Raw genomic sequence first — 12871 nt, forward strand, 5'->3', positions numbered from 1 at the left:
GGTCCCGCCGAGGAGGTCTACTCGGTCCGCGTGCGGACCGAGGACCACTCGTTCCTGGCGGGCGGGTTCGTCAACCACAACACCGAGGCCCGCATGTCCAGCGAGGCCATGCTGCTCGTCGGCGAGCTGGGCGAGGACACCGTCGACTTCCGGCCCAACTACGACGGCTCGCTGCAGGAGCCGACCGTGCTGCCCGCGGCGTTCCCGAACCTGCTGGTCAACGGCACGTCCGGGATCGCGGTCGGGATGGCCACCAACATGATCCCGCACAACCTGGGCGAGGTCGTGGCGGCGGCGCGGTGGCTGATCACGCACCCGGCGGCCACGCTGGACAAGCTCATGGAGTTCATCCCCGGGCCCGACCTGCCCACCGGCGGGATGCTGCTGGGCCTCGACCAGGTGCGCAAGGCCTACGAGACCGGCCGCGGCGTGGTGCGGATGCGGGCCAAGGTGCAGATCGGGCCGCTGGAGGGCTCGCGCGGGCGGCAGGCGATCACGGTGACCGAGCTGCCCTACCAGGTCGGCTCGGAGAAGATCATCGAGAAGATCACCGACGAGGTCACCAAGTCCAAGCGGCTCACCGGCATCGCCGACGTCAAGGACCTCACCGACCGGGAGAACGGCACCCGGCTGGTCATCGAGTGCAAGGTCGGGGTCAACCCGCAGGCGCTGCTGGCCGACCTGTACCGGCTCACGCCGATGGAGCAGTCCTTCGGCATCAACAACCTGGTGCTCGTCGAGGGGCAGCCGCGCACGCTGGGCCTCAAGCAGTTGCTGGAGGTCTTCCTCCAGCACCGCTACGACGTGGTCACCCGGCGCACGCAGCACCGCAAGCGCAAGCGCGAGGACCGGCTGCACCTGGTCGAGGGCCTGCTGCTGGCGCTGCTCGACATCGACAAGGTCATCGCCCTGATCCGGGGCAGTGACGACGCGGCGGCGGCCAGGTCCGGGCTGATCAGCCGGTTCACGCTCTCGGAGATCCAGGCCAACTACATCCTCGACACCCCGCTGCGCCGGCTCACCAAGTTCGACAAGCTCGAGCTGGAGAACGAGCAGTCGCAGCTCGCCGCCGAGATCGCCGAGCTGTCCAAGATCCTCGACGACGACGGGGTGCTGCGCAAGGTCGTCTCGACCGAGCTGGCCAAGGTAGCCAAGGACCTCACCGCCGAGCGCCGCACCGCGCTGATCGACGGCGACCTCAAGGAGGTCCTCGCCGCGTCCAGGCCCGCGGGCCCGCTGGAGGTCGCCGACGACCCGTGCCAGGTCATCCTGTCGGCCACCGGCCTGGTCGCGCGCACCGCGGCCGAGTCGGAGGAGACCTCGGAGGCCCGCCGCCGCAACGGCCGCGCCCGGCACGACGCGGTCGCCGCGGTGGTGCACTCGACCGCGCGCGGCCAGGTGCTGCTGGTGACCAGCAGGGGCCGGGCGTTCAAGACCGACGTGCTGCCGCTGCCGGTGCTGCCCGAGCAGGCGGGCACGGTGTCGCTCAGCGGCGGCATGGCCGCCAGCGAGGTGGTCCCGCTGGACAAGGGCGAGCGGGTGGTGGGCATCGCCCCGCTGGGCGAGCAGGCGGCCGGGTCGCCGGGCCTGGCGCTGGGCACCCGGGCGGGCGTGGTGAAGGTGTGCGCGCCCGACTGGCCGGTGCGCTCGGACGAGTTCGAGGTCATCACGCTCAAGGACGGCGACGAGGTCATCGGCGCCACCTGGCTCACCGACGGCGCCGAGTCGCTGGTGTTCGTCTCGTCGGAGGCGGCGCTGCTGCGCTACCAGGCCGCCATCGTCCGACCGCAGGGCGCCAAGGGCGGCGGGATGGCGGGCATCACCCTGCCCGGGGGCGCCACGGCGGCCTTCTTCGCCGCCGTGCGCACCGACGACGCCGACCACGGTGAGCCGATGGTGGTCACCTGCACCGGGCAGACGGTCAAGGTCACCCCGTTCGCCGACTACCCCGCCAAGGGGCGCGCCACCGGCGGCGTCCGCGCGCACCGCTTCCTCAAGGGTGAGGAGGGCCTGGTGCTGGCCTGGGTCGGACCGCGGCCGGTGGGCTCGTCGCGCACCGGGTCCGCCGTGGAGCTGCCCGACCCCGACCCGCGCCGCGACGGCTCGGGCACGGCGCACCCCGGCCCGGACGTCATCGGGCACACCATCGAACGGGGCTGACCAGCCGCCCGCCCGCGTCGAGGATGGTGCTCGACGCGGGCGGCGGTTGCGCTCACCTCATGCTTTCGGGTGACGACGAGTGGCACTGGGCCGCAGAGCCGGGAAAGCTCGGACAACCATGAGGCCGGGAGTCCACGCGGAAGGCTCGCACCCGTTGTGGACCTCCAGTCGCGGACGGGCCGGACAACCCACGGCTCGTCGGGTCGATGATCCAGCCGCCCCGCGCCGCTCACCCGGCAGGTGCTCGACGACACCCCGGAAGGTCCCCCGTGAGAAGCCTGCTCCAGACGCTGTGCTGGCTCCTGCCGCCGCACCGGGTCAAGAACCTCCTGCTGACCCTGCTCGGCCACCGCGTGCACCCCACCGCCCGGGTCGGCATCTGCCTGTTCACCGGTGAGACCGAGGTGTCGATCGGCGCGCGCGTGCGGGTCGGGCACGGCAACGCCTTCCGGGGCCTGCGGGCGCTGCGCGTCGGCGAGGGCGCGGTCATCGGCGGGCTCAACTGGTGATCCGCCGCCGCCGGTCTGACCTGCGACGACCCCCGCCAGGGCGTGGCCGACCTGGGCGCGCACGCGGTGGTGTCCGACCGCCACCACCTCGACTGCTCCGGTGGCCTGGTCATGGCCGAGTCCGCCACCATCGGCGGGGTCCGCTGCACCGTCCTGACCCGCGGCGTCGACCTGGAGACCGGCAAGCGGACCCTGCGCCCGGTCGTGCTCGACCGGCAGGCGTACGTCAGCACCAACTGCACCGTCATGCCGGGCACCAAGCTCGCCGAGCGCGCCGTCCTCGCCGCGGGCGGCGTCACCGCCCTGGCGGGCATCTACGCCCGCCACATGCTCCACGGCGGCGTCCCCGCCAAACCGATCAGGCCCATCGACGGCGCCCACTTCGACCGCGCCGAGGCCCGCATCGGGCGGTGACGCCCGCCCGCCGGGTGACCCGTTGGTGTGGTCGTGGCCCGCCCAAGCGGCGGCACGGCCCGCGGTGTGTCCACAATCGAGGCTCCCGCCCGGTCTGCCCGCGAGCGCCGGTCCGAAGGATGTGATGCCGTGCCGACGGCACTGCTGGACTACGTCCCCGCCACCCTGCGCTCCCTCGCCGAGCGGGCCGCCCGCGCCGTCGGGGCCGAGGTCAACTGGCACCCCTTCGGCAAGCGGCTGGCCGGGCTGTGCGACCGGCTCGACATCCGCGCCGCGCTCGACGTCGGCGCGGGCGGCGGGCAGTACGCCGGGTTCCTGCGCCACTGCGGCTTCCGCGGCCACATCGTGTCCTGCGAACCGGTCGGCCGCACCTTCGACGAGCTGGTCAGGGCCGCCGCGGCTGACCCCGACTGGCACCCGGAGCGGCTCGCCGTCGGCGCGGCCCCCGGTGACGTCGAGGCGCCGGTGACGGCAGGCCACCCGCGGGCCGCACCGGGGTTCGGGCACGTGCGCGCCGAGCGCACCCCGGTGTCCACTGTGGATGAGCTGTTCGACAGCTACGGCTACCCGCCGGAGCGCGCCCTGCTCAAGGTCGGCGGCCACGGCCAGGAGTGGGCGGTCCTCGACGGCGCCGCGCGCTCGCTGCCCCGGCTGGCCGCCGCGCAGGTGGAGCTGCCGCTCATCCCGCTCCACGCGGGACAGCGGCTCATCGGCGACATCACCGCTCGCCTGGAGCGCGCGGGCCTGGCGCTGTGGTGGCTGGAGCCCGGCTCCACCGACCCGGCCGCCGGCCGCATAGCGCGGTGCGACGGCGTGTTCGTCCGGCAGGACCCATGACCACCGAGGCGGTCGGCCGCCGCCCCTGACCCCCGCCGGGCACGAGCACCGCCGGAACCGGGCTGCCGGCCGAGGTGATCAAGGCGGTGGCGGGAGTCGCCCGGCCGGGGCCGGCTCGTCCGCGTGGTGCAGGCACCCCATCGAACTGGGCGGGTGCCCACCGACTCCGCCGCCGTGGCCAACTGCCTGCGTGAATCACGGGTACCGGCTCGCGAGTCCGGTGGTGCTCAGACCAGGCTGCGGGGCCGTGAGCGCGGCGTGCGCCTGCGGGCGATCACCGCCGGGTTCCCCACGGCCACCGCGCCCGCCGGGACGTCGTGCAGCACGACCGCGCCCGCCCCGATCCGCGCCCCGCAGCCCACGCGCACCGACCCCAGCACGGCGGCGCCCGCGCCGACGAACACGTTGTCGCCCAGGACCGGGTGTTCCGGACCGCGGTTGTCGCCGAGCCGCTCGCCCAGGGTCACCCGCTGGCACAGGAACGCGTTCGTCCCGACCACGGCGCGCGCGCCGACCACCAGGCCGTTGGGGTGCTCCAGCCGCAGCCCGGGCCCGATCCGCGCGCCCGGCTCGAAGTCCGCGCCGGTGAGCAGGTGGTTGAGCGCGCGCAGCAGCGGCGCGCCCACCCGCTCGTCCGCCGCGCCCTGCAACCGCATCAGCAGCGTCGCCAGCACGCCGGGGCGGGTGGCGACCAGCCACGCCGCGCCCACCGGGCCGGTCCGCTGACCGCCGGTCACCGAGCGCAGGTCGGCCAGGAACAACACTGTCCACTGAGGAACCCGCATGGTTTCGCACCCCTGTTGGTCGTTGAGCGAGTTGCCTGGAGGGTAGGGCCCGTGACCGCGGATTCCGCCCTGGACTCGGTCGCACAACACCAAAGAGTGGGTTTGGGGACGGGGCCGGCCACACCACGGCCCGCGGGCGGGCCGCCGACCGGGACGGCCGGCGCCGCGTGCCGGAGATCGCCGCGGGGTGTGGCGGCGTCACCGGACCAGCGCGCGGGACAGGCGCCCCGCGCGCTGCCGCCGGTCAGCCCGCGGCCGCCGAGAACTCCTCGTCGAGGGCGTAGCGCTGCTCGGGCACCGCCGGGCCGAGCAGGGTGCGGGCGCGCAGCGCGATCTCCATGCACAGCCGTTCCTGCGGGTCATCGATGCGGTCGCCGAGCAGCTCCTCGATCTGGTGCATGCGGTACCGCACCGTCTGCGGGTGCACGTCGAGGCGGGTGGCGATGTCGTTGATGCCGCCCCTGGTCTCCAGCCAGGCCAGCAGCGTCGTGGTCAGGCGCTCCTGCTGCTTGGGGGTCAGGTTGGCGAACGGGGCCATCGTGCGCTGGGTGAGCTGCGCGAGCAGGAACTCGTCGGAGAGCAGGACCAGGGCCGAGAGGTGGTCGGCGCAGCGGGTCACCGGCCGGTCGGGCAGCACGCCGCGCTGCACCAGGGCCAGCGCGCGGCGGGCGCAGGCCAGCGACCGGTGCGCCTCGGCCAGCGGGACCATCGGGCCGACGACGGCGCGGCGGCCCGCCAGCTCGCGGGCCAGCCTGCCCAGGTGCCGGTCCGGGTCGGCGACGATGACGCACGGGTCCGCGCTCTCCAGGTCGACCAGCAGCTCGCCGCCGAGGATGGACGCCGGGTCGCGGTGGGCGTCGGGGCGGTGCTCGAGGGCGATCACCGAGACCTGCTCGGGGACCACCCAGTCGGTGGTGCTCGCCAGGTCCGCGATCGCCTGCGGGGACACCGCGGGGTTGGCGAGGATCTGCTTGAGGAGCTGCCTGCGCCTGCGCTCCAGGGCGCCCGTGGCGCTGCCCTGCGCCTCGGTGTAGCCGGCGATGGCGATGGCGCAGACCTCGTCGACGTAGGCGAAGATCCGGTCCGCCAGGGTGAACAGGGTCTCGGTCGGCACACCGGTCGCCCGGCCCACCGCGCTCATCCGGCGCCAGACCACGCGCGCGCCGACCCGGACGGCCGTCTGCAGCGCGTCCATCGTGCGGCCCTGGGCGTACTCGACCTTGCCCGCGTAGGTGAACGCCGAGGTCCAGTGCTGCTCGGCGCCGGAGACGTCGTCGCCCGCGTCGAAGCAGCGCACGACCGCCATCTCCACCGAGCGCACCAGCACGTCGCGGAACTCGCCCTCCAGCGGCTGGGCGTAGGCGGGGACCGCGCCCTGGATCTCGCCGATGACCTCGCGCACGAGTTCGGTGGAGTGGGTGCGCATCCGCGCCGAGAGCTCCGGCGGGATCGCCGACCACAGCGCGCGGGCGGCGCTGACCCCGCGCTCGCTCCAGTTCGGCGTCGGCTGCCGGGCGCTGGTCAGCCGCAGGGGGGCAGCAGCGGCCCCGGCCCGCCTCCCGGTGCTCGGATTCGGTTCCATCGTCATGCGCCACCTCTTCGTGACAAAACAGCCGTCCGTGTCGGCAGGGACGGGGGACCGTTTGCTCCACTGACGATAAATATCCTTCCGCGCAAGTGTCAAACACTTGCCGGAACATCTGTGAAATTCCCCGTTGGCGGGGACGGTCACCTGGCGAGTTGTCGCCCGGCGTGGACTCCGCGGCCAACCATTGTGCAATCGTGACAAGCGTGGCGCCGGCGACCCGCGGTATTCAGAAACCGCCGCCGGGCTCGAGTCGCACTCTCCGCCACCGCTCGGCTCCACACCGTCACACTTGTCATGACCATGCGCGACGCCCGGCGACGGCTTGGCGAGCTCGGCTAGACAATTGCCGGAATCTGCGTCTTCCTGGGGTCTTGCACGAAATCTTACCGATCGGTAAGTTGCGAGGTCACGACCGAGAATTTTCGGTCACTTGTCGACGGCCCGGAACAATTTGTCGTTACCGTGTTTCAGGTTCCGGCAAGGGTGGTAATGGGCTGGTGAAGTCATGGGTTTCACCAGCGCGTTGACGCTGAAACCGCATTTGTCGCCCTGGGAGACAAAGAATGGGTATTCGCAACGGAGCGGGCAGGCGGACAGCCGCCATCGCCGCTGCCCGTCTGCCCATCGCCCCCGGGACAGTCCGCGCCACCGGGCCCGGGCGGCTGACCGGCGCGGTGTCCACGGCCACCGCAGGAACGGGCGACGCGATCGAGGTCGCCCTGGCCAACACGAGATAGGTCGGAGTGTGGCCGGGGCGGTCCACCGCGTCGTCCACCGCACAACCCGGGCCTGCGCCCGCCGCGAGGCGGGCAGGGCGCGTCCCCACGGGAAACGGAAGAGGATATGAGGATTCTGAAGTCCAAGAGAGCGATGGCGGCGACGTCCGCCGTCGGAGTGACCGGGGCGGTGGTGGCCAGCTTGCTGCTGACCGCAGGCTCCAGCTCCGCCGACACGGTCGAGGTCGACAAGACGCTCACCTACTCCTGCCCGTTCCCGCTCATCGGCGTGCAGAAGCTGACGGTGAACATCAAGACCACCGTCGAGACCCCGGCCAACGAGGGTGGCGAGCTCAAGGCAGGCGAGTTCACCGCCACCGTGACCGTCCCCGAGACCGCCACCCAGGGCCTGACCCTGGTCGGCGCGAAGACCGTCGAGGGCAGTGGCCAGGCGGGCATCGTGCTCAACAACGCGGGCATGGACCTGCCGATCGCGATCCCGGACCTGCAGGTCGCCAAGACCGACGTGCCCGCCTCGGGCACGTTCACGGTCATCGCCAAGGGCCAGGTCCCCACGGCCTTCCCGAAGCAGGGCCCGACCACGGTCACCATCGGCGGGTTCAAGACCACGCTGACCCCGAAGACCGCCGACGGTTCCGAGACCGGCCTGGGCACCTTCGACTCGGACTGCACCCTCGACCCGGGTCAGGACCCGAAGATCCTCGACTTCGAGGTCGGCCCGCCCGACGGCGGCCCCGGCACCACGCCCCCGGGCAGCACCGAGCCGACCACCTCGGAGCCGGGCACCACGCCCCCGGGCAGCACCGACCCGACCACCTCGGAGCCGGGCACCACGCCCCCCACCTCCGACCCGGGCACCACCCCGCCGACGAGCAACCCCGGCGGCGGCACGGGTACCCCGGTGACCGTGGACAAGGTCCTCGACTTCACCTGCCCGTTCCCGCTGATCAACGAGCAGCAGCTCAGGGTCCAGATCAAGGCGACGCTGACCCCGCCCGCGGCCGCCGGTGGCAACCTGACCACCACGGACTTCGCCGCCATCGCGACCGTCCCCCCGACGGCCACCCAGGGCCTGTCCCTGGTTGGCGCGAAGACCATCGCGGGCTCCGCGGTCGCCAACGTGGTCGCGGACAACGCGGGCACCGAGATCAAGGTCAACATCCCGGGCCTGAACATCCCGAGCACCGATGTCCCGGCCTCGGGCGAGTTCTCCGTCACCGCCTCCGGCGACGTCCCCCCGCAGGTCATCCCGGACGCCGGTGAGACCGTCGTCAGCGTCGCGGACTTCACGACCACGCTGACCCCGAAGACCGCCGACGGCTCGGACACCGGCCTGGGCACCTTCGACGCCCCGTGCACCCTGCTCCCCGGCCAGGACGCCGTGATCGCCCGCTTCACCGTGGGCGAGGGCGGCGGCCCGACCACCGACCCGACCACCCCGCCGGGCTCGACCGAGCCGACTGAGCCGACCTCGACCGAGCCGACTGAGCCGACCTCGACCGAGCCGACTGAGCCGACCTCCACTGAGCCGACTGAGCCGACCTCCACTGAGCCGACTGAGCCGACCTCGACCGAGCCGACCACCTCGGTGACCACCACCGAGCCCCCGGTCCTGACCCAGGACCCGATCGGCTACCCGGGCACCGGTGGCGGTGACTGGAACTCCGGCGGCGGCTACCCGTCCTCCGGCGGTGGCGGCGGTGGCGGCCTGGCCTCCACCGGCGCCTCGATCGGCCTGCCCCTGGGCATCGGCGCCTTCCTGGTGCTGGCCGGTGCGGGCGCCCTGGTGTGGCAGCGCAAGCGCGCCCACAAGGCCTGAGCGCCTGCTCGACAACTGAATGGTCGCTGACCGGCGGCTGAGCACGGACCGGGTGCCCGGTGGAGCCTGCGCTCCACCGGGCACCCGCGCGTCCCGGCGTTGTCACCCGCACGAGACAACGGGCCCGCCTATTTGTGAGAAATCAATGAGGAATGTTCCCGCTATTCAGTGCTAATATCCCTGTGTTGTTTCTTTTAATTATTTCCCGCCCGGCCGGAGGTTCGTGTTGTCCAGGATGAAACCCCGCGTGCGGCGTGCGGCGATGGCGCTGCCGCTGACCGCGTTGGCCGTGGTCACGGCCGTGGTGCAGGCTCCGGCCAGCTCAGCGGCGCCCGCGGCTCCCGCGCAGTCGGTCTCGGCGGCGGCAGCGGCCGACAACGAGCCGCAGGACCCCGATTTCTACGTGCCGCCGAATCCGCTGCCCCAGGGCAAGCCCGGCGACATCATCCGGTCGAAGCAGACCAGGACCGGGTCCTACACCGACCGCATCACCTCGTGGAAGGTGATGTACCTGTCCACGAACGCCCTCGGTGAGCCGGTCGCCGTCACCGGCTCGATCCTGGTGCCCAAGGGCAAGGACCCGAAGACCACGCCGGTCGTCAGCTTCGCCGTCGGCACGCACGGCCCGGCGTTCCGCTGCACCCCCTCGTACCAGATGGAGCTCGGCGTCCTCTACGAGGCGCCCGCGGTGCTCGACTTCATCAAGCAGGGCTGGTCGGTCGCCGTCACCGACTACGAGGGCTACGGCCCCAACCCGAGCAACACCACCTACGTCACCGGCAAGTCCGAGGGCAACGCCGTGCTCGACGCGGTGCGCGCGGGCCAGCGCCTCGGCGAGGTCGGCTTCGCCCCGGACGCCAAGGTGCTGCTGCGCGGCTACTCCCAGGGCGGCGGCGCGTCGCTGTGGGGCGCGCAGTTGCAGCCGACCTACGCCCCCGAGCTCAACGTCGTCGGCGTGGCCGCGGGCGGTGTGCCCGCCGACCTGACCCAGGTCGCGCTGACCATGGACGGCAAGCCCGGCTCCGGCTTCCTGCTCTACGCCCTCTACGGGCTGGACAAGGCCTACCCGGACCTCAAGCTGGACAGCTACCTCAACGACGCGGGCCGCAAGACGCTCTCGGAGCTCGAGGGCGACGCCTGCACCGTCGAGCTGCTGACCACCTACGCCAACAAGAAGCTCATCGACCTCACCACCACGAGCCCGGTGCTGACCCCGCCGTGGCTGGCCCGCGTCGCGGAGAACAAGCTGGGCCCGGAGAAGATCGACATCCCGGTCTTCCAGTACATGGGCGCCCAGGACGAGCTCGTCGCGCCGAGCCAGCAGCGCAAGCTGCGCACCGACCTGTGCGCGAACGGCACCTCGGTGCAGTTCAAGGAGTTCCAGAGCGACCACATCACCCTGGTCTACCGGGGCAACAAGGACGCGTTCGAGTTCATGAAGGCCCGCATCGCGGGCACCGCGCCGACGCCCAACTGCGGCGCCTGACGCCCGGCTGAACCGACAGGCCCGGGGGGACACCGTCCTCCCGGGCCTGCGCGCGTCCGCGGGACGCGGATTCACCCGAGGCAAAACGGGCCGCACCAGAAAACCTCTGACGGGATTCTCGTGGCACCCGGGTACCAGGTGCCACGAGCCTGCCGGGGGGCTTCCACGCGCGGTGGGCGCAGTTGTGCGCGCTATGGACGCGGCCCCCGCTCCGCACTCTGCGCACTCGCATCGTCGCAGGTCGTCGCGGGAAACCTACTCACAAATCAAGTGTGGCGGCTAGCGCGTCGATGACAAAAACACCTGCTCGGTGTGCGTTCTCCGAGCAGTTTTCGTTTACCTCTGCGCAAACCCTTGACCCGGGGTTAAATCGGGTGATTCATTCGGTTAACCAGGGCGGGGACTCGGGCAGGCGAGCGAGGCGAGGGCGGGTGTCATGGCTGTCGACTGCGTTGTTTACGACACGACGGTGGACCACGGCCGGTCAGCCCTGTGGGAGGTGCTCGGCGAGCCCTCCCGCTACCCGAGGTTCTTCCGCGGCGTGTCCAGCTGCGACAAACTGGCCACCGACGAGTACGGGGCGGCCGACGAGTACCTCGTGCGCGCCAACCTCGGCCCCTTCGCCGTGCACACCCAGCGGCTGCGGGCGGTGATCAACCGCCGCGACGACCAGCTCGTGCTCGCCCCGGTCCCGGACACCGGCGGCTGGGTCTCCATCCGGCTCTCCGAGGCGGGCCCCGGCCGCACCCAGGTCAAGATCGTGTTCTTCAAGCCGATGCTGCGCCACGAGCGCGGGGCCACCTGGTCGGAGTCGGAGATCAAGAACTGGGCCCGCGACGGCCTGCGCCGGGTCTCCGACCACCTGGCCAGGATCCCCGACGCGCGAGCCGACCAGCACCGCGAGCCCGGCGGCACCAAGGCGCACGTGGCCAAGACCCTCGTCGGCGCGGGCATCTTCTCCCCGGCCCGGCCCGACCGCACCGTGCGCCAGCTCCACGCCCTGTTCAAGTGGGGCGCCACGCTGGCGGGCGGCTACTGCGCCGCCGCCGCCCGCTCGCCCGGCGCCGTCGCCATCGCCGACGAGGAGGGCTCGCTGTCCTTCGGCGAGGTCGACGCGCGCAGCACCCGGCTGGCCAACGCGTTCCGGACCGTCGGCGTGGACACCGGCAAGCGGGTCGGCGTGCTCTGCCGCAACCACCGCTACCTGGTGCAGACGCTGGTCGCGCTGGGCAAGCTGGGCACCGACGCGGTGCTGCTCAACACCGGGCTCGCGGGCTCGCAGATCGACGACATGGTGCGCAGGCACGACATGGTCGCGATGATCACCGACGACGAGTTCGTGCCGCTGCTGCGCTACGTGCCGCAGGAGGTGCCGATCATCAGCACCGGGCGGCCGACCGAGGACACCGACACCACCATCGACGAGCTGATCGAGGACGGGTCCACCACCGTGCTCGCCGCGCCCAAGGAGCCCGGCCGCCTGGTCGTGCTCACCTCCGGCACCACCGGCGCGCCCAGGGGCGCCCGCAGGCCCACCCCCAGCCTGGCCGACTCCGCCCAGGTGCTCTCCCGCATCCCGCTGCGCGCGGGCGACAAGATCTTCGTCGCCGCGCCGATCTTCCACAGCTGGGGCCTGACCGCGCTGCAGATCGCGATGCCGCTGCGCGCCGGGATGGTCGTGCAGCGCCGCTTCGACGCCGAGGGCACGCTGCGCGCCATCGCCGAGCACAAGTGCACGGCGCTGTTCGCGGTGCCGATCATGCTGCAGCGGATCATGGCGCTGCCGCGCGAGGTGCGCGCCCGCTACGACACCTCGTCGCTGCGCATCGTGGCCTCCTCCGGCTCGGCGCTGCCCGGCCAGCTCGTCACCGGCTTCATGGACGAGTTCGGCGACGTGCTCTACAACTTCTACGGCTCCACCGAGGTCTCCTCGGCGACCGTGGCGGGCCCGGCCGACCTGCGCGCCGCGCCGACCACCGCGGGCCGCCCGCCGCAGGGCACCCGCATCGGCCTGCTCGGCCCCGACGGCGACCCGGTCCCGCCCGGGGTCGTCGGCCGCATCTTCGTCGGCAACGACATGCTCTTCGACGGCTACACCGACGGGCAGGGCCGCGAGATCCGGCACAACCTGATGGACACCGGCGACCGCGGCTACTTCGACGCCGACGGCAGGCTGTTCGTCTCCGGCCGCGACGACGAGATGATCGTCTCCGGCGGGGAGAACGTCTTCCCGCGCCCGGTCGAGGAGGTCCTGGTCGACCTGCCGCAGGTCGAGGAGGCCGCGGTGGTGGGCGTGCCGGACTCCGAGTACGGCCAGCGGCTGGTCGCCTACGTCGTGGTCAGCCCCGGCGCCCGGCTGGACGAGGAGTCCATCCGCGCCTACGTCCACCAGCGGCTGGCCCGGTTCTCGGTGCCGCGCGAGGTCATCTTCGTCGACGAGCTGCCGCGCAACCAGACGGGCAAGGTGCTCAAGCGCGTCCTGGTCGAGGGCGAGCTGTTCGAGAACGCCGAGGACGGGGCGGGCGCCGCGTGAGCC

General features: G+C 72.3%; 9 protein-coding genes and 1 pseudogene. 8 read left to right on the forward strand and 2 right to left on the reverse strand.

The window, feature by feature from the left end:
- Positions 1 to 78 precede the first annotated feature (78 nt).
- The 4 genes and pseudogenes from GCL84_RS31025 to GCL84_RS18715 form a co-directional block, all read left to right on the forward strand.
- Positions 79 to 2160 (forward strand): annotated as a pseudogene (locus GCL84_RS31025) (DNA gyrase subunit A); the annotation flags it as partial.
- Between the two features lie 269 nt (positions 2161 to 2429).
- A complete protein-coding gene (locus GCL84_RS18705) occupies positions 2430 to 2669 on the forward strand; it encodes a hypothetical protein (RefSeq protein WP_156756802.1) in 240 nt (79 codons plus the stop codon).
- 42 nt (positions 2670 to 2711) lie between these two features.
- Positions 2712 to 3083 carry an acyltransferase gene (locus GCL84_RS18710; protein ID WP_156756803.1) on the forward strand — a complete coding sequence of 124 codons (372 nt, stop codon included), beginning with the start codon at positions 2712 to 2714 and terminating at the stop codon, positions 3081 to 3083.
- 129 nt (positions 3084 to 3212) lie between these two features.
- Positions 3213 to 3920: an FkbM family methyltransferase gene (locus GCL84_RS18715; protein ID WP_197523347.1), complete on the forward strand. Its 708-nt coding sequence runs from the start codon at positions 3213 to 3215 to the stop codon at positions 3918 to 3920.
- A gap of 227 nt (positions 3921 to 4147) precedes the next feature.
- On the opposite strand, the gene GCL84_RS18720 is transcribed toward GCL84_RS18715, so the two are convergent.
- Both GCL84_RS18720 and GCL84_RS18725 read right to left on the reverse strand, forming a co-directional pair.
- Positions 4148 to 4705, reverse strand: coding sequence for a serine O-acetyltransferase (locus GCL84_RS18720; RefSeq protein ID WP_156756805.1), 558 nt, complete (start codon positions 4703 to 4705; stop codon positions 4148 to 4150).
- 244 nt (positions 4706 to 4949) lie between these two features.
- A complete protein-coding gene (locus GCL84_RS18725; RefSeq protein ID WP_235926415.1) occupies positions 4950 to 6293 on the reverse strand; it encodes a PucR family transcriptional regulator in 1344 nt (447 codons plus the stop codon).
- A 563-nt stretch (positions 6294 to 6856) separates the two neighbouring features.
- On the opposite strand from GCL84_RS18725, the gene GCL84_RS18730 reads away from it, so the two are divergent.
- The 4 genes from GCL84_RS18730 (at position 6857) to GCL84_RS18745 (ending at position 12868) form a co-directional block, all read left to right on the forward strand.
- Positions 6857 to 7030 carry a hypothetical protein gene (locus GCL84_RS18730; protein WP_156756806.1) on the forward strand — a complete coding sequence of 58 codons (174 nt, stop codon included), beginning with the start codon at positions 6857 to 6859 and terminating at the stop codon, positions 7028 to 7030.
- A 106-nt stretch (positions 7031 to 7136) separates the two neighbouring features.
- A complete protein-coding gene (locus GCL84_RS18735; protein ID WP_156756807.1) occupies positions 7137 to 8849 on the forward strand; it encodes a DUF6801 domain-containing protein in 1713 nt (570 codons plus the stop codon).
- A gap of 235 nt (positions 8850 to 9084) precedes the next feature.
- Positions 9085 to 10335, forward strand: coding sequence for a lipase family protein (locus GCL84_RS18740; RefSeq protein WP_156756808.1), 1251 nt, complete (start codon positions 9085 to 9087; stop codon positions 10333 to 10335).
- Positions 10336 to 10771: 436 nt separating this feature from the next.
- Complete coding sequence (locus GCL84_RS18745; protein WP_156756809.1) at positions 10772 to 12868, forward strand: AMP-binding protein; 2097 nt, start codon at positions 10772 to 10774, stop codon at positions 12866 to 12868.
- Positions 12869 to 12871 lie beyond the last annotated feature (3 nt).

It is taken from the genome of Actinokineospora pegani, assembly GCF_009745975.1.
Taxonomy (GTDB): Bacteria; Actinomycetota; Actinomycetes; order Mycobacteriales; family Pseudonocardiaceae; genus Actinokineospora; species Actinokineospora pegani.

Coding starts and splice junctions, on each gene's coding strand:
- GCL84_RS18745 (WP_156756809.1), top strand. CDS start 10,772: ATGGCTGTCGACTGCGTTGTTTACGACACGACGGTGGACCACGGCCGG.
- GCL84_RS18740 (WP_156756808.1), top strand. CDS start 9,085: ATGAAACCCCGCGTGCGGCGTGCGGCGATGGCGCTGCCGCTGACCGCG.
- GCL84_RS18720 (WP_156756805.1), bottom strand. CDS start 4,705: ATGCGGGTTCCTCAGTGGACAGTGTTGTTCCTGGCCGACCTGCGCTCG.
- GCL84_RS18730 (WP_156756806.1), top strand. CDS start 6,857: ATGGGTATTCGCAACGGAGCGGGCAGGCGGACAGCCGCCATCGCCGCT.
- GCL84_RS18725 (WP_235926415.1), bottom strand. CDS start 6,293: ATGACGATGGAACCGAATCCGAGCACCGGGAGGCGGGCCGGGGCCGCT.
- GCL84_RS18735 (WP_156756807.1), top strand. CDS start 7,137: ATGAGGATTCTGAAGTCCAAGAGAGCGATGGCGGCGACGTCCGCCGTC.